Raw genomic sequence first — 21,544 nt, 5'->3', positions numbered from 1 at the left:
CGCGCGCGGACTCGGAAAGCGGCTCCCGCCACGCGAAGGACAAATCGATGGCCCGCGATTCGCAAGCCGCTCTCGTCGCGCTCAACCGTTTTGGCTTCGGCGCCCGCGGCGGCGCGTCGGGCGATCTCGTCAACGCAAGCTCCGATCCGCGCGGTTTCGTGAAGGCGGAGCTCGCGCGCGCAAGCGGCGTGCTGCTGGAGGCGCCCGGTCTGCAATCGACGCAGCAACTCGGGCAGGCCGTGTTCGCCTATCAGGATCAGGTCAAGCAGGCGCGGGAAGCGGCGAAGACCGCCGCGCCCGCCGAGACGTCGGCGCCGACCGAACAGAAGCCCGCCCTCCGCCGCAATCTCTCGCTGAACGCGGCAGCGGCCGAGATCGCCGGCCAGATGACGGAGGCAAAGCCTGCGGATAATGCGGTGAGGCCAGAGGCGATGCAGCCCAACGCCGTCGCGCCGCCGGCCGCAAAGCCGGCCCCGCAGCCGCTCAACGTCATCCAGAAAACTTTTCGCGCGGAGGCGCTGGCGCGGTTGCAGCGCGCGACTCTCGCCGAGTGCGGTTTCACCGAGCGTCTCGTCGTGTTCTGGTCCAACCATTTCTGCATCTCCGCGAGCAAGGGCGAGCTGGCGCGGATCTGGGCCGGCGCGTTCGAGCGCGAGGCCATCAGGCCGCACGTGCTCGGGCGCTTTCCCGACATGCTGAAGGCGGTGGAGCAACATCCGGCGATGCTGTTCTTCCTCGACAACCAGCAATCGCTCGGCCCGGATTCGCGCGCAGGCCAGAACCGCAAGCGCGGGCTGAACGAAAATCTCGCGCGCGAGATCATGGAGCTGCATACGCTTGGCGTCGGCGGCGGCTACACGCAGGAGGACGTCACCTCGCTCGCGCGCATCATCACCGGCTGGACCTTTGCCGGCCGGCAAGGGCAGCTCGGCCCCCCCGGCTCCTTCGTGTTCAACACCAATGCGCACCAGCCCGGTCCGCATATGCTGCTCGGCAAGACCTATGAGCCGACGGGGCTCGCGCAGGGTGAGGCCGCGCTCGCCGACATCGCGCGGCATCCCTCGACCGCGAACTTCATCGCCACCAAATTCGTCCGCCACTTCGTCGCCGACGATCCGCCGCCGGCGCTCGTCGCACGCCTGCGCGATGTCTTCGTCAGGACCGACGGCGACCTCAAGGCGCTTGCCGTGGCGCTGGTCGATTCCGATGAAGCGTGGCAAGCGCCGCTGACCAAGATGCGCAGTCCTTACGATTTCCTCGTTGCGAGCGGACGGCTGCTCGCGCGCGTGCCGGAGGATCCGAGCCGCTATCTCAACGGCCTCAATCTGCTTGGGCAACCGCTGTGGTCGCCGGCCGGGCCCAACGGCTTTCCCGACACCAATGCAGCTTGGGCCGCGCCCGAAGGCATGAAGCTCAGGCTCGACATCGCGGCGCAAATTGCCGCGCGGCTCGGCAACAACATCGATCCGATCGACCTCTTGGAATTCGTGGCGGCCGATGCGGCCTCCATCGAGACACGCCGGACCGTCGAGCGCGCGGAGTCGCGGCAGCAGGCGCTGGCGCTGCTGTTGATGTCGCCGGAAATGCAGCGGAGATGACGATGATCGATTGCGTCGAGAACCGGCTCCTCACCTCGCGGCGCGGCCTGCTGCTCGGCGGCGCCTCGTTCGCGGCCTGGGCTTACCTGCCGAAATTCGCACGCGCAGCCGATGGGCGCGATCCCCGGCTGATCGTGGTGATCCTGCGCGGCGCGCTCGACGGGCTTTCGACCGTCGCCCCGCTCGGCGACCCCGACTATGCCGGCCTGCACGGCTCGATCGCGCTCGCTGCGGATGGTGCCCATCCCGCGATGATGCTCGATTCCTTTTTCGCGCTGCATCCGGCCATGCCGGAATTTTCGCGCATGTATCGCGACAAGCATGCCGCGGTGATCCACGCGGTGGCGACGCCCTATCGCGACCGCTCGCATTTCGACGGCCAGGACGTGCTCGAAAGCGGCTATGCCGGCCCGGGCCGCGTGCAGTCCGGCTGGCTGAACCGCGCGCTGGAAGCGCTGCCGCGCGGCGAGCGCGTATCGAGCGGTCTTGCGGTCGGGCCCACCACGCCACTGGTGTTGCGCGGCAATGCGCCGACCGTCGGCTGGGCGCCGGTCGCGCTGCCCCAGGCCGACGACGACACCGCGATGCGCCTCGTCGATCTCTACCGTCACCGCGATCCCGCATTGGCCATGGCGCTGTCGCAAGGCCTCCAGCTCGACAAGGCCGCGAGCGGCGACGACATGAAGCGCAAGCCCGGCAATGCGGTGGCGCAGATGCGGCAGGTTGCGCGTGGCACAGCCAAGCTGATGGCGGCGGACGATGGCCCGCGCATTGCCGCACTCGCTTTCGACGGCTGGGACACGCATGCCAATGAGGGCGGCCCGGTCGGTCGTCTCGCTTTCCTGCTCGGCGGGCTCGACGGCGCACTCGCCGAATTCGAAAGCGGCTTGGGCGATCGCTGGCGTGACACCGTCGTGGTCGTCGCCACCGAATTCGGCCGCACCGCGCGCATCAACGGCACCGACGGCACCGATCACGGCACCGGCACGATCGCGCTGCTCGCTGGCGGCGCCGTGAAAGGCGGCCGCGTCATCTCCGACTGGCCGGGTCTCAAGCTCGCCAACCTCCATGAAGGCCGCGACCTCAAGCCCACGACCGATCTGCGCTCCGTGATCAAGGGCGTGCTGCAGGACCAATTCGGCCTGTCCGATCGCGTGCTGGCGGAGACGGTGTTTCCGGACAGCGCGAGTGCAAGGCCGATGAAGGGACTTGTTGCCTAACCTCTTCCCCGCCCTTTGCGGGGAGAGGTCGGATGGCGCAGCCATCCGGGTGAGGGGCAGGGCACGCTGCGGCCACGATCAAATGTCCATCCGACTCGCAGGCCATTGCGATCCGGAGCATTCCACCTACAATCCAAATCGTACCCGCGGAGGCAGCCCCTCACCCCACCCTCTCCCCGTAAGGACGGGGCGAGGGAGTGAGAGGGCGGAGCGTCCCTCCCGGGTGGGGCAGAGCAATGCGTGGCGATAACGAAAAAGCCATCCGACTCGCACGACGATTGCGCGTCGATCAAACCGATGCGGAGGCGGTTCTCTGGAGCATTCGCAATCGGAGGATCGGACACAAGTTCGTCAAGAGCCAATCATTGGCTACATCTGCGACTTCGTGTGCCGGGAGAAGCGGCTCGTGGTTGAAGCCGACGGCGGGCAGCACAACAAGTCCGCAGCAGATGCGGTTCGAGACGAGCGCCTGAGAGAAAAGGGTTACAAGGTGCTTCGCTTCTGGAACAACGATGTCCTGGGGAATATCGAAGGTGTTCTCACCGTGATACAGAACGAACTCGCGGCGGCGCGAGACGTACCTTAACCTCTCCGCTCTTTGCGGGGAGAGGTCGGATGGCGCAGCCATCCGGGTGAGGGGCAGGGCACACTGTTGCCCAAGAGGTAGTCCATCCGACTCGCACAACAGCAGTGCGTGCGACGCGCGCTTCGTTTACAATCGATATCGAACTCGCGGAAGCAGCCCCTCACCCCACCCTCTCCCCGTAAGAACGGGGCGAGGGAGTGAGAGGGCGGAGCGTCCCTTACGAGCCCCGCCTCCAGGAGAACCACACCCATGTACATCGCCATGAATCGCTTCCGCGTCGCCAAGGGCTCCGAGGCCGCCTTCGAGCAGGTCTGGCTCAGCCGCGACACCCATCTCGACAAGGTGCCGGGCTTTGTCGAATTTCATCTGCTGCGGGGCCCCGAGCTCGAGGACCACACGCTGTACGCCTCGCACACGGTCTGGGCGAACCACGCGGCGTTCGAGGCCTGGACCAAATCGGAAGCGTTTCGCGCGGCGCACAACAAGGCCGGCGACAACAAGCCGCTCTATCTCGGCCATCCCCAGTTCGAAGGTTTTGAGGTGATGCAGACGGTCGGACGCGGCGCGACGTAGCGCCACGCCTCGCACGTCAGCCCAGAGTGATCTTGTCGATCTCAGCCATTTCCTCCGCGCTGAGCTTCCAGGCGATCGCCTTGACGTTCTCCTCGATCTGCTCGATGCGCGTGGCGCCGGCGATCACGCTGGACACCTGCGGGCGCGCGGCGAGCCAGGAGAAGGCGAGCTCGAGCATCGAATGGCCCCGCGTCTTGGCAAAGGCTTGGAGCTTCTCCACGATGTTTTCGTTGCGCGGCGTGACGTAGCGGTCGCGTAGCCGCGGCACCTTGCCGAAGCGGGTATCATCAGGCGCGGCCTCGCCCTTCCGGTACTTGCCGGTCAGAAGTCCGCTGGCGAGCGGGAAGAACGGCAACAGGCCGAGCCTGTATTCCGTTGCTGCCGGCAGCAGGTCCTTCTCGATATCGCGCATGATGAGGGAGTATTCGTCCTGGCAGGAGACGAAGCGGCTGACATTCATCGCGCGCGCGACATGCTCGGCTTCAGCGACGCGCCAGGCCGGAAAGTTCGAATTGCCGATGTAGCGAACCTTGCCTTGGCGGACGAGGTCGTCGAGCGCGCGCAAGCTCTCCTCGATCGGCGTCAGCGGGTCATAATCATGCTGCTGGTAGAGATCGATGTAATCGGTCTTCAGCCGCTTCAGGCTGGCCTCGACCGCCTCCATGATGTAGCGGCGCGAGGCGCCCTGCTTGGTGCCGTCCTCCGCCATCGGCTTGGAATATTTCGTCGCCAGCACGATGTCCTTGCGGCGATCGCCCAGGACAGTGCCGAGCACGTTTTCCGAGCCGCCCATGTTCGAATAGATGTCGGCGGTGTCGAACAGCGTGATGCCGAGATCGAGCGCGCGATGGATCACCTTGCGCGAGGTCTCCAGATCCGTGCGCTGGCCGAAATTGTTGCAGCCGAGCCCGACCGCAGACACGCGAAGGCCGGAGGCGCCGAGATTGCGAATTTCCATGGGATATCCCGTTCAGAGATGAGCAGCCACTCATTCTGACCACCGTGCGCCGCCCCAGCAAGGCGCTCGCCGCGCTGCTGCCATGCTGACAAGGCGGACAAAAAAATGCGGCCCCTGTCAGACGCGGCGACTGACGGGGACCGCTTTGGGGCGCTTGATCGGTGACGGGGGCCTGATCAGACGCAGGTGCAACCTAGCCGCGCTATGTTACGCGCGGGTGACAGCAGGAGTTATCCACAGGGTGCGCGCGGCGATCAGAACAGCTTGCGATAGACGATGAAGCCGGACCGCTCAGCGACCTTGTCGTACAGGCTCTGCGCCGTGAGATTGGTCTCGTGCGTCTGCCAATAGACGCGCGGCGATCCCGCCAGTTTCGCCCGCTCATACACGCCGTGAATCAGCGCCGAGGCGACGCCCTTGCCGCGCGCGGCCTCAAGCGTGAACAGGTCCTGCAAATAGCAGGACGGCTCGATCGCGGTGGTGCTGCGATGAAACAGATAGTTCGTCATGCCGAGCAGCTTGCCGTCGCTCTCGGCCACCAGCCCATGCACCGGCTCATAGGCGTCGAAGAAGCGCTGCCACGTCACCTTCGTGATCTCGGGAGCGAGCGCGGTCGGGCCGGAGCGGCCGTAGAAGGCGTTGTAGCCGTCCCACAGCGGCAGCCATTGATCGTAATCCTGCCTGGTGACGGAGCGAATGGTGAGCGACATGGGAATTTCCGCGATCTCGGGGGCACGACGAAGTGATGTCCTTCATACGTGATGATCGCATTGCCGATCAATCGCGTCGTTGCATCACTCCGCGACCCGCAGGTAGCGGATCAGCTTGCGGCCCGCGGGATCGCGCAGCGAGCGGTAATAGTCGGCGCGTGACGGCGCGTCGGTGTGGCGCACGAGGTCGGTCACCGGCGTGTAGCTCAGCATCCGGCCGCCGTCGGGCAGCGCGGCGCAGACGAAGCGCAGCACCTCGCCGTTGCGCAAGGCGATGTTGATCGGCGTGGCATCGCCGGTCCGCACCATTTCCATGCGCTGCGCGATGAAGGTGCCGAGCTCGTCCTCGGGCAGCTCGAACGCGCCGGTGTCGCGGCCGTGATACATTAGCGCGATGAAGGGCGGCTTGCCGTCGGCGATCTCGTCCGGCACCGCAAAGTAATCGCGGAACGCGCGGTTGATGAACTCGGCCCGCGTCTCGGCATCGAGCAGCACGACGCCGATATCGATCTGGTCGAGCGCGGCCGACAGCCGCGCAGCGGTGGCGTGGCTTCGGCGCTCGGCCGCGAACGAGCCGAGCAGCCGCTCGCGCATCAGGCCGGTGATGGCTGCGGTGCCGGCAGCCGTGATGGCCAGGAGGCCGAGCCGGACCAGATCGGCGGCAGAGGGGGGAATGCCGTGACGGCTCAGGAAGAACAGCGCCGCACCGATCACCGCGACGGCTGCGCTGGTGATGGCGGAGGCGAGACCCGACAGCGCGCCGGCAAGCGCCGCGAGGCCGACGAGCAAGGGCGCGGGCGAGGGAGTGGGGATAAAGCGATCGAGGAGGATCGCCAGCAGCAGGGTTGCTGCCGTCAGCACCGGACCGGAGATCGCACGCCATCCGAACCGCATGGACCAGTCTCGCTCCTCCCGAACGAGATAAGACCGCAACTCTGGCTGATCGTTGCGCCACCGCGATGCGTTTTCGTGCGGTGTGCCTAAGGCGCGCTTGCCCGCAAACGTAAGGCTTTCGGATGATTTTAAACGAGGTGCGTGTGCTTGACGCGCTGTTGCTGCGCAGGCGCGTTCAGCGTCGACGTCCCCGGGCCCTTGCGGGTGCCGACGACAATCAACAGCGACGCCGCGACCAGGATGGCCGCGGTCAGTGTGATTGCAACGACTACCACAGGTGATTTCATCGACGTCCTGTTGCGATGCCGGTCGGCCCGGGGCATGCAGCGCCTTGAAGGCTGGACCAGGATGAAACGGGAATCAGACCGGCAGGCCCATCGCCATGGTCGCCTTGGTCGACAGCACCGTCAGGGTGACGATCAGGCAGAGCGAGAGCGCGGCAACGGCGAGCGAGGCCGCGACCGCGTTGGTCAGTCGGGAAGACGCGACGGTATCGGGATGGCCGTGAAAGCCTGCCGTGCCGGACGCCCGTATCATGGTCTAAATCCCTCAACGCGCGAGCGAATCACCCGCGACTTTCCACAATTTCCCAGTTTCAACCGGCAATATTGCGGCGGCTCTCGCGATGAAAATGGCCAGATTGCGGCAAATATTACCTTTATACCCGCTATTCCACAGAGCGGGGCGGGCGCCGTCAGGCGCTGGCGGCGATGCTGGCGGGATCGTCGATCTCGGCCGGCCGCCAGTCCATCGACACGAAGCCGGGGGCGGCTTCCACCCGCTTCAGCCAGTCCCGGATCGCAGGGAAGGCCTGGAGGTCGAAGTCGCAGCGGTCAGCCAGGTGGGTGTAGCCGTACAGCGCGATGTCGGCGACCGTGAGCTGGCGCGCGGCGAAATAGGCGTTGGTCTTGAGGTGGTTCTCCATCACCTGGAGCGCGCCATAGCCGCGCTCCATCCAATCTTCCAGCGAATGGGTCTGGAGGTCGCGGCCGCCCCTGACCAGCGATAGCCAGAAATAGGCGGCGCCGATATTCGGTTCGAGCGCATGCTGCTCGAAGAACATCCATTGCAGCGCCTCGGCACGGTCGATGCGGTTCTCGGGCGCAAGCGGGGTGCCGACGGCGACGTACCAGAGGATGGCGTTGGACTCGGCGAGATAACGGTCGTCGCCGACCTCGAGCAGCGGCACCTGTCCCGACGGGTTCTTGGTCAGAAAGTCCGGCGTGCGGCTCTCGCCGCGCAGAATGTCCACCTCGATCGCTTCGTAAGGCACGTTGAGCAGCGCCAGCGCAAGGCGGACCTTGTAGCTGTTGCCCGAGCGTTGCATCGAATAGAGCTTGTACATTCTGGGAAGTTCGAATCCGAGGACGGGAAGACGCGGCGCTCGTTACCCCGCGACGCGGCTAAACAATGATGCCGATGCGAATCCGCCGCAAGGGCCAGCCAATAGAAAAACTCGAAAACCCTACCGCATTGCAACGGTGCAGAAGATCATTTTCGCGCGACGCTGCAAATCAGATCACGCTTGCGTCAATGCGCGGACGTATCGCCGCGCGCGTTTGTGTGAAGGGCCGAGCAGCAGTGATAGGGGCGCCGAAATCTCCACATCGTCATGGCCGGGCTTGACCCGGCCATCCACGTCTCCAACCGCGGCACGAAGAACGTGATGCCCGGGCCTTCGCCTCGCCGAAGCGGCTTCGGCCGCGCAGGCGGGACAAGCCCGGGCATGACGACCTGCCGTATGGTCGCGAACGGCCTGAAATTGCTCCGAGGACAAGCCTTGCCGGATATGAGGGGTTTGCGTGGCAAGTTTGCGGAAAATTGCGGGGAATCCAGCCTCGAACCTCTCCAAACCCGTAAACTTTCGCAAGATCGGGCCGAAGTTTCTTGCGATGCAGCGGCTCACGTTTTAGGGTGGCTGCATTCCCACAATCGGAGTCGTGAGGCGAAAAGTTTCACGACGCTTGTCAGGAGATGACGATGTCCTTCCTTGCCGCTGCGCTCGACCGTGTGAAGCCGTCCGCGACCATCGCGGTCACGGATAAAGCACGCGCGCTGAAAGCGGCGGGCCGCAACGTCATCGGCCTTGGCGCCGGCGAGCCCGACTTCGACACGCCCGCCAACATCAAGCTGGCGGCGATCCACGCCATCGAGGCCGGCAAGACCAAGTACACCGCAGTCGACGGCATTCCCGAGCTGAAGGACGCGATCATCGCCAAGTTTCAGCGCGAGAACGGCGTCACCTACAAGCCGAACCAGATCATCGTCGGCACCGGCGGCAAGCAGGTGCTGTACAACGCGCTGATGGCCACCATCAATCCGGGCGACGAGGTGATCATTCCCGCGCCGTACTGGGTCAGCTATCCTGAAATGGTGGCGCTCGCCGGCGGCGAGCCGGTGCCGGTGGTCTGCACCGCCGCGGCCGGCTTCAAGCTCCAGGCCGAAGCCCTCGAGCGCGCGATCACGCCGAAGACCAAATGGGTGATCCTGTGCTCGCCCTCAAACCCGACGGGAGCCGCCTACACGCGTTCGGAGCTGAAGGCGCTCACCGACGTGCTGGTGAAGCATCCCCACGTGTGGGTGATGACCGACGACATGTACGAGCACCTCGTCTATGACGACTTCCAGTTCACCACGGTCGCGCAGGTCGAGCCGAAGCTCTACGACCGCACGCTCACCGTGAACGGCGTGTCGAAGGCCTATTGCATGACCGGCTGGCGCATCGGCTATGCCGGCGGCCCCGCGCAGCTGATCAAGGCGATGTCGACGATCCAATCGCAGTCGACCTCGAACCCGTCCTCGATCGCGCAATGGGCCGCGGTGGAAGCTCTCAACGGTCCGCAGGACTTCATCCCCGCCAACAACAAGGTGTTCAAGGAGCGGCGCGACCTCGTCGTCTCCATGCTCAACCAGGCCAAGGGGATCGAATGCCCGCGTCCCGAGGGCGCCTTCTACGTCTATCCGTCCTGCGCCGGCACGATCGGCAAGACCGCGCCGTCGGGCAAGGTGATCGGCAATGACGAGGACTTCGTCACCGAGCTGCTTGAGACTGAAGGCGTCGCCGTGGTGCAGGGTTCGGCCTTCGGCCTTGGACCTGCCTTCCGCATCTCCTACGCGACCAAGACTTCGGATCTCGAAGACGCCTGCAAGCGCATCCAGCGCTTCTGCGGGAATCTGCGGTAAGGCTGTCGCGACAAGAATTGAAAAGGCCCGCTTCGGCGGGCCTTTTTTTGTGCGTGCTTCGAAGGACAGCGTGGGAGCACTGAAGCTTCCACAGCGTCATGGCCGGGCTTGTCCCGGCCATCCACGCCTTGCTCCGTAGCACAAAGAACGTGGATGCCCGGGACAAGCCCGGGCATGACGACCTCGTGTAGATGGCCAAGCGACGGCCTGCCGCGGAAGGGTGAGGGGCTTCTCTCGGCGAACTCGATTTTAGAGACGTCCGATCTGGCACCCCCAAGACTCTTGTGGCATAGACCATCGCGCGCCGCTTGCAGCGCGCCCGCTCTGCTCGCATCACAATCACCGCCGGAGAGATTTCATGCGCCGTTCACTCCTCCTCGCCGGGCTCGCCGCTGCGAGCCTCGTTGTCTCCGTCGCGAACAGCGGCGCGCAGCAGCAGCGGATGGCGCGGGTCGGTGTGCTCGAATGCCGCGGCGGCGCCAGCGTCGGCTTTATCGTGGGATCGGTGACACATCTCGGCTGCGTGCTGCGCGCCGACGGCTTGCCCGACGATCGCTACGTCGCGACGATCCGCAAGGTCGGCCTCGACATCGGCATCACCCAGGAGACGGCTTTGGCGTGGGGCGTGTTCGCACCGGTCGACCGGCTCGGCCCGGGCGACCTCTCCGGCAATTATGCCGGTGCGCAGGGCAGCGCTTCGATCGGCGTCGGACTTGGCGGCAACGTGCTGGTCGGCGGCTCCAACAATTCGATCGCGCTCCAGCCGCTCAGCGTGCAGGGTCAGGTCGGCCTCAACGTCGCCGCGGGCCTCGAGAGCCTGGAACTGCGCCCGGGCCGTTGAGCGCGCGACGACGGCAGCGTGGGTTCACCTCTGCCCGCTGGGGAGAGGTGGAACACCGGGCTGTTAAGACTTGATCTAACGGACGACGCACCGCAGCGACGTTTGATGCTTGCCAAATCTCGGGGACGGGCAGAGCATCTGCGTTTGCCGACCCAATCATGGGCCGAGCTCCACACCAAGGAGGCGGCGAATGGGACAAGACGTCAGAAGTCCCCGAGGTCCACGGTGCATCGCGCTGGTGGGCCCTTTCCAAAGCGGTAAAACCACACTTCTCGAAGCAATACTGGCGCGAACGGGCGCAATCCCGCGCGCCGGCAGCGTCGACGCCGGAACTTCCATCGGCGACGCCACCCCAGAGGCCCGTCATCACAAGATGACCGTCGGGCTGACTGCCGCCACCACGAGTTTCATGGGCGACAGCTATACCTTCCTCGATTGTCCCGGTTCCGTCGAGTTTGCCCATGACATGCGCGCCGCGCTGCCCGCGGTCGATGCGGCGATCGTGGTCTGCGAGGCCGACGAGAAGAAGCTGCCGCAGCTTCAGATCATCCTGCGCGAGCTGGAGGAGCTGAAGATCCCGCGTTTCCTGTTCCTCAACAAGATCGACCGCGCGAGCCAACGCATCCGCGAGTCGCTCGCAATGCTGCAGCCCGCCTCCCGCGTGCCGCTGGTGCTGCGCCAGATCCCGATCTGGAAGGACGAACTGATCGAGGGCTTTGTCGATCTCGCGCTGGAACGCGCCTTCGTCTATCGCGAGCACAAGGCCTCCGAGGTGGTCGCGCTCGAAGGCGGCGATCTCGATCGCGAGAAGGAAGCCCGCTTCTCGATGCTGGAGAAGCTCGCCGATCACGACGATGCGCTGATGGAGCAACTGCTCGAGGACATCCAGCCGCCGCGCGATGCCGTGTTCGACGATCTCGCCCGCGAGTTGCGCGAGGGGCTGATCTGCCCGGTGTTGCTGGGCGCCGCCGCGCGCGAGAACGGTGTGCTCCGCCTGATGAAGGCGCTGCGTCACGAGGCGCCCGGCATCGCGGAGACCGCAAATCGTCTCGGTGTGCCCGAGAGCAAGGATGCGCTCGGTTATGTCTTCAAGACGCTGCATTCGCAGCATGGCGGAAAGCTGTCGCTGACGCGGCTGCTTGCCGGCCATCTCGACGATGGTGCCACGTTGCAATCGGCCTCGGGCGGTTCCGGGCGCATCTCCGGCATCCTCGCGGTCAACGGGGCCTACGACACCAAGCGTGCCGCGGCGGAGGCCGGTGACACGGTGGCGCTCGCCAAGCTCGATCCCGTCAAGACCGGCGACACCGTCTCGAACGGCAAGACCCAGCCGGCTGCGCTGGCGGCCGCGGAGCCGACGCCGCCGGTGCTGGCGATCTCGATTGCGGCCACCGACCGCAAGGACGACGTCAAGCTAGGCCAGGCGCTGGCCCGGCTGCACGAGGAGGATCCCTCGCTCGTCGTTGTGCAGAACGCCCAGACCCACGACACCGTGCTGTGGGGGCAGGGCGAGATGCACTTGCGCGTCGCCAGCGAGCGGCTCCGCGACCGCTTCGGTATCAAGCTCACCTCGCATCCGCCCGCGATCGGCTATCAGGAGACCATCCGCAAGCCGATCACCCAGCGCGGCCGCCACAAGAAGCAGTCCGGCGGCCACGGTCAGTTCGGCGACGTCGTGCTCGACATCAGGCCGATGCCGCGCGGCGACGGCTTCAAGTTCACCGAGAAGGTGGTCGGCGGCGCCGTGCCGCGCAACTACATCGGCGCGGTGGAGGAAGGCGTCGTCGACGGACTGGCGCGCGGTCCGCTCGGCTTCCCCGTCACCGATGTGCAGGTGACGCTGACGGACGGCTCCTACCACAGCGTCGACTCCTCCGACCTCGCCTTCCGCACGGCGGCGCGGATCGGACTCAACGAAGGCCTGCCGCACTGCCAGCCGGTGCTGCTGGAGCCGATCCACGTGGTCGAGATCGTCTGCCCGACCGATGCGACCGCCAAGATCAACGCGATCCTGTCGGCGCGGCGCGGCCAGATCCTCGGCTTCGACACCCGCGACGGCTGGAGCGGCTGGGACTGCGTCCGCGCCATGATGCCGGAAGCCGAGATAGGCGAGCTGATCGTGGAGCTGCGCTCGGCCACCGCCGGCGCCGGCAGCTTCACGCGCCAGTTCGACCACATGGCCGAAGTCACCGGTCGCGCCGCCGACCAGATCATCGCCGCGCATCAACACGCGGCGTGATCTGTTTCGCGCGGTAAGGAGCGCAGCAAGGGAAGGCACCGCCCTCTCACTCCCTCTCCCCGTTCTTACGGGGAGAGGGCGGGGTGAGGGGCTGTCTCCACTCGTGCCGCGTTTCATTTAGGCCGAGCTCCTCACGCGTCATTGCGAGCGGAGCGAAGCAATCCAGAGTCTTTCCACCGAGGGATTCTGGATTGCTTCGCTGCGCTCGCAGTGACGGAGGAGGCTGCGTGCGCCTATTTTTTTGACCGTCACCCGTGACGGAACAGACGGGGATAGCCCCTTGCGCTCGGCCCGCGAATGATGTATTTTACGTCATTGTGCATGTCTCAAATATCATTTATAAGTGCTGGTAAGTGAGGCCAAGGTGATCACGTCGTTTCAGATGCGGGCAGCCCGCGCGCTGCTCGGCATTGACCAGAAAACCCTCGCCGAGCTCGCCGGCGTTTCGCTGCCGACCATCCAGCGGATGGAGGCCAGCACCGGCAATGTGCGTGGCGTGGTCGAGACCCTGATCAAGGTGGTCGAGGCGTTCGACCGGGCCGGCGTCGAGCTGATCGGCGAGCAGGTCCGCAGCGACAGCGGCGGGCGTGGCGTTCGCCTGAAGGAGCCCGGGCCGCCGCGCCACGTCGGGGCATGATCGGGCGTTGATCGTGCTCGCGATCAAGATGGGCTAGCGCATCGTCGCACCTCGGCAACACGGGACGCACGATGCTTCGGAGCATCGAGGGGCAGCGGAGCACTTTGCTGAGATGAGCATCACAAGCGATCACGCCAGCCGGCTGCATCAGCTGCGCCAGCCGACCTTTGCCGAACTGTATCTGCCAAAGCTCGTCACCGTCTGGCGTGAAGGCTACGGCCTCGCGGATTTTCGCGCCGACGTCTTTGCCGGCCTGACGGTTGCGATCGTGGCGCTGCCGCTGTCGATGGCAATCGCGATCGCCTCGGGTGTGACGCCGGACCGCGGCCTCTACACGGCCGTCGTCGGCGGCTTCATCGCCTCGCTGCTCGGCGGCAGCCGGTTCCAGATCGGCGGACCTGCCGGCGCGTTCATCGTATTGGTCGCGGCGACCGCGGAGCGTCACGGCGTCGACGGCGTCATTCTCGCCACCATGATGGCGGGCCTGTTCCTGATCGCCGCGGGCCTGCTGCGGGTCGGCACCTACATCAAGTTCATTCCCTATCCGGTGACGGTCGGCTTCACCGCCGGCATCGCCGTGATCATCTTCGCCAGCCAGCTCCGCGATCTCTCAGGCATCACGCTTGCGGGGAAAGAGCCGAGCGAGTTCGTGCCGAAGCTTGTTGCGCTCGCCGGCGGCTTCAACACCGTCAATCCGTCCGCCGTCGCGGTCGCCATCGTCAGCATCGCCATCATCGCGACCTTGCGCCGCTGGCGGCCGTCCTGGCCCGGCATCCTGATCGCCGTCGTGTTTGCTGCGGTCGCCAGCAGCGTGCTGGCGCTTCCGGTCGAGACCATCGGCTCGCGCTTCGGCGGCATTCCGCGCGAATTGCCGTCGCCAGCCTTGCCGGCGTTCTCGATTGCGAAGGCGACCGCCGTGCTGCCGGACGCGATCGCATTCGCGCTGCTGGCCGCGATCGAATCGCTGCTGTCGGCGGTGGTCGCCGACGGCATGACCGGGCGCCGTCACCGCTCCAATTGCGAGCTGGTGGCGCAAGGCGCCGCCAATCTCGGCTCGGCGCTGTTCGGCGGCATCTGCGTCACCGGACTGATCGCGCGCACCGCGACCAACATCCGCGCCGGCGCGCGCGGGCCGCTCGCGGGCATGCTGCATTCGGTCTTTCTGCTGCTGTTCATGCTGATCGCAGCGCCGCTCGCGAGCTACATCCCGCTCGCCGCGCTCGCCTCGGTGCTGGTCGTGGTGGCCTGGACCATGGCTGAGAAGCATGAATTCGCGACGCTGCTGCGCTCGTCATGGGGCGATGCCGTCGTGCTGCTCGCGACCTTCCTGCTGACGATCTTCCGCGATCTCACCGAAGGCATCCTGGTCGGCTTCGCGCTCGGCGCGGTGCTGTTCATCCATCGCATGGCGGAGATGACGGGCATCGAGGAACGCTCGCCACTGGTCGCCGGTGATCGTCCCGACGACGGCAATGGCGATCGCGTCCCCTACGATCCTGCGCTTGCGGTCGACCGCGACGTGCTGGTCTATCGCATCACCGGCGCGTTCTTCTTCGGCGCGGCCTCCGCGATCGGAGGCGTGCTCGACGGGGTCGCTGACAAGCGCAAGGCCTTCGTGGTCGATTTCGCCGCGGTGCCGTTCCTGGATTCGACGGCGGCCAACGTGCTCGGCCGCGTCGCCGCCAAGGCGCACCGCCAGGGCATCCGGCTGTTCATCACGGGGGCTTCGCCCGCGGTCCGCCGCGCGCTGCTCACCCATGGCGTAACGCCGCCGCGCGCGCGCTATCGCACGAGCCTCGAGCGCGCGATTGCCGACATCAAGGGCGGCGCGGGCGAGGAGGCGGCCGCGGGCTGACGGCGCCTGCGCGCTTGACAGAGCGGGCGCGACGCGAAATGGATCGCCTCGGATACGACCCCGAGGGAAAAATGACCGCGCCCAAAGCTCCTGCTGCCTGTCTGATCGGATGGCCGGCCGCGCATTCGCGCTCCCCGCTGATCCATCATTACTGGCTGCGCACGCTGGGCATTGAAGGCGGCTACCTCATCGAGGCGGTGCCGCCCGACGATCTCAGGGATTTCGTGCTGCGGCTGTCGTTGCGCGGCTTCGTCGGCGCCAACGTCACCATCCCGCACAAGGAAGGCGTGCTGGCGCTGTCGACGCCCGATGCCCGCGCAAAGGCCGTGGGCGCGGCCAACACGCTGTGGTTTGCCGACGGCGAGCTGCGCTCGACCAACACCGACGTCGAAGGTTTCATTGGCAATCTCGACGCCAGCGCGCCCGGCTGGGGAGCGGCCGAGGAAGCGCTGGTGCTGGGCGCCGGCGGTTCCTCGCGTGCGGTCGTGTTCGGGCTGCTCGAACGCGGCATCAAGCGCGTGCATCTTGCCAACCGCACCGTCGCGCGGGCCGAGGCGCTGGCAAGGCAGTTCGGGTCCAACGTACATCCTGTGACGTGGGACAGCATCGACGACGTCCTGCCGCGCGCAAAACTTCTCGTGAACACGACCTCGCTCGGCATGCACGGCCAGCCTTCACTTGATGTTGATGTCGCACGCCTGCCGCCGGCGGCGGTCGTTGCCGACCTCGTCTATGTCCCGCTGGTGACGCCGCTGCTCGCTGCCGCAGCGGCGCGTGGCCTGAGGACCGCCGACGGGCTCGGCATGCTGCTGCACCAGGCGGTGCGCGGCTTCGAGTTGTGGTTCGGCCGGCGGCCAGAGGTCACGGCCGAGCTGCGCGGGCTGGTCGAGGCCGATCTCACAAAGACTTGAGAGAATAGCACGCGTGGTCCGGAGTTCTCCATTCGTGGGGACAATCGGAGACCGTCATGTCTGTTCAACGTGCAACTTTCACACGTCCGCTGATCGCCGTCGCGATGGTGGCCGTCTCGACTTACTGCGCCTTCGCCCAGAGGGCGCCGGTGCCGACGCGCGTGCGCGGCACCATCGAAGCCGTCAATGGCGACACGATGCAGGTGAAGTCGCGCAGCGGCGAGGACGTCAAGCTGCGCATCGCTCCTGACGTGAACGTCTCGGGCATTACAAAGATCTCGCTCGCCGACATCAAGCCGGGTTCGTTCATCGGCGCGACCACGGTGCCGGGGCCGGACGGCGGCCAGAACGCGGTCGAGGTGCATGTGTTTCCGGAGAGCATGCGCGGCACCGGCGAGGGTTCGCGGCCCTATGATCTCAAGCCCAACTCCAGCATGACCAATGCGACGGTGGCGGAAAGCGTGGTCGGCAATGACGGCCATACGCTGCTGGTCAAGTACAAGGACGGCGAGAAAAAGGTGTTCGTGGCCGACAACACGCCGGTGGTGACCTTCGTGCCCGGCGACAAATCCGACCTGAAGGCCGGCGCCAAGGTCATCGCCTTCATGAAGCAATTGCCGGATGGCTCGTTCGAGACCAATCGCGTCAGCGTCGGCCGCGACGGCCTGACGCCGCCGATGTGACACGAAGTGTCATTCCGGGGCGCGCACAGCGCGAACCCGGAATCTCGAGGTTCCCCGGTGCGCAATTGCGCACCTGAGGTCTGGTCCTTCGGACCATCCCGGAACGACGAGTGCTAGACCGCGATGATATGATCGTCGATCTCGCCGATCCGGTTGACGCCGCAAAGGCCCATGGTGGTGAGCAGCTCTTTCTGGATGATGTCGATCGCCTTGGCGACGCCGGCCTGGCCGCCGGCGCCAAGGCCATAGGCGTAGGCGCGGCCGATCATGCAGGATTTGGCACCGAGGGCGAGCGCGCGCATCACGTCCTGGCCGGAGCGGATGCCGCCGTCGAACATGATCTCCATCTTCTCGCCGACCGCGTCCGCGATCTCCGGCAGCACCTCGATCGATGACGGCGCGCCGTCGAGCTGACGGCCGCCATGGTTGGAGACGACGAGGGCCTGCGCGCCGGTCTTGGCGGCTTCCTCGGCATCCTCGACGTCGAGGATGCCCTTGATGACGAGCTTGCCCGGCCAGATGCTGCGGACCCACTCGACGTCCTTCCAGCTCAGCGACGTGTCGAACTGCGACGCCGTCCATTCGGCAAGGCGGTTGAGATCCTCGGTGTTCTTCACGTGACCGGCGATGTTGCCGAAGGTGCGGCGCTTGCCTTGCAGCACGCCGGAGACCCAGGTGGGTTTGCTGGCGAAATCCAGCAGCTTCGACAGCGACCATTCGGGGGGCACCGTCATGCCGTTCTTGATGTCGGCATGGCGCTGGCCGATCACCTGGAGGTCCACGGTCAGCACGAGCGCGCTGCACTTGGCCGCGATCGCGCGCTCGATCAATTCCTTGATGAAGCCGCGGTCCTTCATGACGTAGAGCTGGAACCAGAACGGCTTCTCGACATTGGCCGCGATGTCCTCGATCGAGCAGATCGACATGGTCGATTGCGTGAACGGAATACCGGCGGCCTGCGCGGCGCGGCAGGCGTGGATCTCGCCGTCGCCATGCTGCATGCCGAGCAGGCCGACGGGCGCGAGCATCAGCGGCATGGTCGAGGGCTCGCCGAGGATCGTGGTCGAGGTATCGCGCTTGGAGACGTCGACCAGAATGCGCTGGCGGAACTTGATCGCCTGCATGTCCTCGCGGTTGGCGCGCAGCGTTTCCTCGGCATAGGAGCCGCGGTCGCAATAGTCGAAGAACGCCTTCGGCACGCGGCGCTTATGCAGGGCGCGAAGATCGTCGATACAGGTAATATGCTTCATGCTCGTTTCCCGGGCCCCGTCTTATTCGGAACTCTTGCATCGGAAGATTTCGAGGTCATCTAGCATGGTTGGATGCACAGCCAAATCGTTTGCAGAACGTTTTGCAGGAGAGCGCCATGACGAGGCCGCACGCTGGACCTTCCGCGGAAGAGATCAAGGAGAAGCGTGATCTCGAGGCGGCGCTGGAAGAGGGGCTGGAGGAGACCTTTCCGGGCTCCGATCCCGTCAACGTCACCCAGCCGGCGCCGAGCCGCGAGGATGGCCATGTGAAGCGCTCGGGCTGAGGACGGGTTCCATCGTCTTTTCCGGCTCGCCCGGGAAGCATAATGTTAACAATACGTTATCGGGCCAATGCGGCGCGGTTCCGTAATGATTCATCATATTTTTTGAAGCCAAGTTAGCCGCATAGGCATTATAAGAGCCCCAGCAAATCAGGGATGCGGGGCCCGTTCGGGCAGCCCGTGGTTGTAATGGGGATCCCTGGTTGTTGCTCGGGGGACGATATGAGTCGCAAATATTTCGGGACGGACGGGATTCGGGGCCGCGCCAACGGACTGATCACGCCGGAGCTCGCGCTCAAGGTCGGCCAGGCCGCAGGCCTCGCATTCCAGCGCGGTGATCACCGCCACCGGGTGGTGATCGGCAAGGACACCCGCCTGTCCGGCTACATGATCGAATACGCGATGGTCGCGGGCTTCACCTCCGTCGGCATGGACGTGCTGCTGGTCGGCCCGATGCCGACGCCGGCGGTCGCGATGCTGACCAAGTCGATGCGCGCCGATCTCGGCGTGATGATCTCGGCCTCGCACAATCTGTTCGAGGACAACGGCATCAAGCTGTTCGGCCCGCAGGGCTTCAAGCTCTCCGACGACGTCGAGCGGCAGATCGAGCAGCTGCTCGACGAGCCCATCGACAAGCGGCTCGCACAGAGCGCGAGCCTCGGGCGCGCCCGCCGCATCGACGGCGTGCACGACCGCTACATCGAGTTCGCCAAGCGCACGCTGCCGCGCGATCTGTCGCTCGACGGCCTGCGCGTCGTGGTCGATTGCGCCAATGGCGCCGCCTACAAGGTGGTGCCGGAAGCGCTGTGGGAGCTGGGTGCCGACGTCGTGCCGATCGGTGTCGAGCCCGACGGCTTCAACATCAACAAGGACTGCGGCTCGACCTCGCCGGAAGCGCTGTCGAAGAAGGTGCGCGAGATGCGCGCCGACATCGGCATTGCGCTCGACGGCGACGCCGACCGCGTTATCCTGGTCGACGAGCGCGGACATGTCGTCGACGGCGACCAGTTGCTCGCGGTGATCGCGCAGAGCTGGAAAGAAGACGGCCGGCTGTCGCGGCCCGGCATCGTCGCCACCGTGATGTCCAATCTCGGCCTCGAGCGTTTCCTGAACGGGCAGGGGCTCGATCTCGTGCGCACGCCGGTCGGCGACCGCTACGTGCTCGAGCAGATGCTGAACGGCGGCTACAATCTCGGCGGCGAGCAGTCCGGCCACATCATCCTGTCCGACTACGCCACCACCGGCGACGGCTTCGTTGCCGCATTGCAGGTGCTGGCGGTGGTGCAGAAGCTGCGCCGCCCCGTCTCCGAGGTCTGCCACCGCTTCGATCCGCTGCCGCAGATCCTCAAGAACGTCCGCCACAAGGGCGGCAAGCCGCTCGACGATTCCGGCGTCAAGTCGGCGATCTCCGACGGCGAGCAGCGCCTCAACGGCCACGGCCGCCTCTTGATCCGCTCCTCCGGCACGGAGCCGGTGATCCGTGTCATGGGCGAAGGCGAGGACCGCATCCTGGTCGAGGACGTCGTCGACACCATCGTCTCCGCGCTGGGCCACGCCGCGGCCTGAATTCTTCCCCGACGACAGTATCGTAGGGTGGGCAAAGCGAAGCGTGCCCACGCGTCTGTCGCCGTATCGGAAAGATCGTGGGCACGGCGCAAGAGCGCCTTTGCCCACCCTACGATACTGGACTCGTGGAGAGGGTAAGCGCGCATCTCAGCCATAAGCGATTGGCGGTGGTTCGAACGCCGCTTGCATCGTAACGATCAGATCGCGGCAATCTGCCGCGCCGGGATCGCTGCATTGAATAAGCCTGTCGTCGTCTCAGAGGAAACGCTGACCGAGCCCGTCGTCGTCGCCGACGTGGCGCCTGCTGCCAAAGCGGCAGGGCCGGCCTATGTCGTGCTCGCCGGCATCAGCGTCTCGCACTTCCTCAACGACACCATGCAGTCGCTGATCGCCTCGGTGTATCCGATCCTGAAGGACACCTACGCGCTCGACTTCGCGCAGATCGGCATGATCACGCTGGCGTTCCAGTTCACGGCCTCGCTGCTGCAGCCGGTGGTGGGGCACTACACCGACAAGAAGGCCCAGCCTTATTCGCTGGCGATCGGCATGGCCTCGACCTTCTTCGGCCTGCTGCTGCTCAGCGCCGCGCATCAATATCTGGTCATCCTCATCGCGGCCGCACTGGTTGGCCTCGGCTCGGCGGTGTTTCACCCGGAGTCCGCGCGCATCGCACGGCTCGCCTCCGGCGGCCGCTACGGTTTCGCGCAATCGGTGTTTCAGCTCGGCGGCAGTTTCGGCACCTCGATGGGACCGGTGCTGGCGGCGCTGATCGTGGTGCCGTTCGGGCAGGGCAGCATCGCCTGGTTCTCCTCGATCGCGTTCCTCGCGATCCTCATCCTCTGGCGCATCGGCCGCTGGTATGCGCCGCAGATCAAGGCGAAGAAGATTGCGGCGGTTCAGTCCCATCCCGACGCGCCGAGCTCGCGCCGCGTCGCCGTCGCGCTGCTCGTGCTGGTCGCGCTGCTGTTCTCCAAGCAGCTCTACGTCTCGAGCCTGTCGAGCTACTACATCTTCTACCTGATCGACCGCTTCGGCGTGTCGACGCAGGCAGCGCAGATGTATCTCTTCATCTTCCTCGCGGCGAATGCGGTCGACGCGTTTCTGGGCGGTCCCTTGGGCGATCGCTTCGGCCGCAAGATCGTGATCTGGATCTCGATCCTGGGCGCGCTGCCGTTCACGCTAGCGCTGCCCTATGCCGGGCTCGTCGGCAGCGCGGTGCTCAGCGTCGTCATCGGCCTGATCATCTCCTCGACGACGTCGTCGATCATCGTGTTCGCGCAGGAGCTGGTGCCGCATCGCTTCGGCATGATCTCGGGCGTGTTCTTCGGCGTCGCCTTCGGCATCGGGGGCCTGGGGGCTGCCGTACTCGGCAAGCTCGCCGATCACACCTCGATCGAGTTCGTCTACCAGGTCTGCGCCTATCTGCCGGCGATCGGCCTGCTTGCGGTGTTCCTGCCCAGGTTGCCCCAGCACACGCGTTAACAAATCTTGTTTCGCTGCATTGCGGCTTCATCAATCGTTAGCAATTGCGGCGCGCGACCGCCGCATTTTTGCAACGC

General features: G+C 65.7%; 20 protein-coding genes and 1 pseudogene. 14 read left to right on the top strand and 7 right to left on the bottom strand.

What is annotated here, in order from left to right; all coding sequences use genetic code 11:
* Positions 1–47: 47 nt before the first annotated feature.
* From IVA81_RS16860 to IVA81_RS16845, 4 genes and pseudogenes are all read left to right on the top strand, one after another.
* The gene (locus tag IVA81_RS16860) at positions 48–1,598 is read left to right on the top strand and encodes a DUF1800 family protein (protein WP_247320015.1); all 1,551 of its coding nucleotides are present in this window, start codon (positions 48–50) and stop codon (positions 1,596–1,598) included.
* Positions 1,595–2,818: a DUF1501 domain-containing protein gene (locus tag IVA81_RS16855; RefSeq protein WP_247320014.1), complete on the top strand. Its 1,224-nt coding sequence runs from the start codon at positions 1,595–1,597 to the stop codon at positions 2,816–2,818. Before IVA81_RS16860 ends, IVA81_RS16855 begins: the two co-directional genes overlap by 4 nt.
* Before the next feature lie 236 nt (positions 2,819–3,054).
* Positions 3,055–3,404: pseudogene (locus IVA81_RS16850) on the top strand (DUF559 domain-containing protein).
* Between the two features lie 249 nt (positions 3,405–3,653).
* The gene (locus IVA81_RS16845) at positions 3,654–3,977 is read left to right on the top strand and encodes an antibiotic biosynthesis monooxygenase (protein WP_247320012.1); all 324 of its coding nucleotides are present in this window, start codon (positions 3,654–3,656) and stop codon (positions 3,975–3,977) included.
* A gap of 16 nt (positions 3,978–3,993) precedes the next feature.
* Here IVA81_RS16845 and IVA81_RS16840 read toward each other — a convergent pair whose 3' ends face one another.
* From IVA81_RS16840 to IVA81_RS16815, 6 genes are all read right to left on the bottom strand, one after another.
* Positions 3,994–4,935 (bottom strand): aldo/keto reductase, encoded by a 942-nt coding sequence (locus IVA81_RS16840; RefSeq protein WP_247320009.1) that lies wholly within the window; start codon positions 4,933–4,935, stop codon positions 3,994–3,996.
* A 254-nt stretch (positions 4,936–5,189) separates the two neighbouring features.
* Entirely contained in the window at positions 5,190–5,645 is a 456-nt protein-coding gene (locus tag IVA81_RS16835) for a GNAT family N-acetyltransferase (protein WP_247320008.1), read from the bottom strand.
* A gap of 84 nt (positions 5,646–5,729) precedes the next feature.
* Positions 5,730–6,539, bottom strand: coding sequence for a PAS-domain containing protein (locus tag IVA81_RS16830; protein WP_247320007.1), 810 nt, complete (start codon positions 6,537–6,539; stop codon positions 5,730–5,732).
* A 128-nt stretch (positions 6,540–6,667) separates the two neighbouring features.
* The gene (locus IVA81_RS16825; protein ID WP_247320006.1) at positions 6,668–6,826 is read right to left on the bottom strand and encodes a hypothetical protein; all 159 of its coding nucleotides are present in this window, start codon (positions 6,824–6,826) and stop codon (positions 6,668–6,670) included.
* A gap of 73 nt (positions 6,827–6,899) precedes the next feature.
* Positions 6,900–7,076, bottom strand: coding sequence for a hypothetical protein (locus tag IVA81_RS16820; protein ID WP_246927481.1), 177 nt, complete (start codon positions 7,074–7,076; stop codon positions 6,900–6,902).
* Between the two features lie 157 nt (positions 7,077–7,233).
* Positions 7,234–7,884 carry a glutathione S-transferase family protein gene (locus IVA81_RS16815; RefSeq protein WP_247320005.1) on the bottom strand — a complete coding sequence of 217 codons (651 nt, stop codon included), beginning with the start codon at positions 7,882–7,884 and terminating at the stop codon, positions 7,234–7,236.
* 635 nt (positions 7,885–8,519) lie between these two features.
* On the opposite strand from IVA81_RS16815, the gene IVA81_RS16810 reads away from it, so the two are divergent.
* From IVA81_RS16810 to IVA81_RS16780, 7 genes are all read left to right on the top strand, one after another.
* Positions 8,520–9,722 (top strand): pyridoxal phosphate-dependent aminotransferase, encoded by a 1,203-nt coding sequence (locus IVA81_RS16810; RefSeq protein ID WP_247320004.1) that lies wholly within the window; start codon positions 8,520–8,522, stop codon positions 9,720–9,722.
* Positions 9,723–10,080: 358 nt separating this feature from the next.
* Positions 10,081–10,563, top strand: coding sequence for a DUF992 domain-containing protein (locus IVA81_RS16805; RefSeq protein ID WP_247320003.1), 483 nt, complete (start codon positions 10,081–10,083; stop codon positions 10,561–10,563).
* 190 nt (positions 10,564–10,753) lie between these two features.
* A complete protein-coding gene (locus tag IVA81_RS16800) occupies positions 10,754–12,802 on the top strand; it encodes an elongation factor G (RefSeq protein ID WP_247320002.1) in 2,049 nt (682 codons plus the stop codon).
* Positions 12,803–13,166: 364 nt separating this feature from the next.
* The gene (locus IVA81_RS16795; RefSeq protein WP_247320001.1) at positions 13,167–13,439 is read left to right on the top strand and encodes a helix-turn-helix transcriptional regulator; all 273 of its coding nucleotides are present in this window, start codon (positions 13,167–13,169) and stop codon (positions 13,437–13,439) included.
* Positions 13,440–13,551: 112 nt separating this feature from the next.
* Complete coding sequence (locus tag IVA81_RS16790; protein ID WP_247320000.1) at positions 13,552–15,294, top strand: SulP family inorganic anion transporter; 1,743 nt, start codon at positions 13,552–13,554, stop codon at positions 15,292–15,294.
* Between the two features lie 71 nt (positions 15,295–15,365).
* On the top strand, positions 15,366–16,205 hold the full coding sequence (locus IVA81_RS16785; RefSeq protein WP_247319998.1) for a shikimate dehydrogenase: 840 nt from the start codon (positions 15,366–15,368) through the stop codon (positions 16,203–16,205).
* Between the two features lie 56 nt (positions 16,206–16,261).
* Complete coding sequence (locus tag IVA81_RS16780) at positions 16,262–16,888, top strand: hypothetical protein (RefSeq protein WP_247319996.1); 627 nt, start codon at positions 16,262–16,264, stop codon at positions 16,886–16,888.
* Positions 16,889–17,001: 113 nt separating this feature from the next.
* Here IVA81_RS16780 and IVA81_RS16775 read toward each other — a convergent pair whose 3' ends face one another.
* Positions 17,002–18,138 carry an alpha-hydroxy acid oxidase gene (locus tag IVA81_RS16775; protein WP_247319995.1) on the bottom strand — a complete coding sequence of 379 codons (1,137 nt, stop codon included), beginning with the start codon at positions 18,136–18,138 and terminating at the stop codon, positions 17,002–17,004.
* Between the two features lie 116 nt (positions 18,139–18,254).
* Between IVA81_RS16775 and IVA81_RS16770 the strand changes: the two genes are divergently transcribed.
* The 3 genes from IVA81_RS16770 (at position 18,255) to IVA81_RS16760 (ending at position 21,467) form a co-directional block, all read left to right on the top strand.
* Complete coding sequence (locus IVA81_RS16770) at positions 18,255–18,422, top strand: hypothetical protein (protein WP_247319994.1); 168 nt, start codon at positions 18,255–18,257, stop codon at positions 18,420–18,422.
* A gap of 219 nt (positions 18,423–18,641) precedes the next feature.
* Positions 18,642–19,985 carry a phosphoglucosamine mutase gene (glmM, locus tag IVA81_RS16765; protein WP_247319993.1) on the top strand — a complete coding sequence of 448 codons (1,344 nt, stop codon included), beginning with the start codon at positions 18,642–18,644 and terminating at the stop codon, positions 19,983–19,985.
* Between the two features lie 234 nt (positions 19,986–20,219).
* Positions 20,220–21,467, top strand: coding sequence for an MFS transporter (locus IVA81_RS16760; RefSeq protein ID WP_247319992.1), 1,248 nt, complete (start codon positions 20,220–20,222; stop codon positions 21,465–21,467).
* Positions 21,468–21,544 lie beyond the last annotated feature (77 nt).

The sequence above is a fragment of the Bradyrhizobium sp. 141 genome (genome assembly GCF_023074055.1).
Classification (GTDB): domain Bacteria; phylum Pseudomonadota; class Alphaproteobacteria; order Rhizobiales; family Xanthobacteraceae; genus Bradyrhizobium.
The sequence above is the reverse complement of the archived record's forward strand: the minus strand, read 5'-3'. Positions and strand labels throughout refer to the sequence as shown.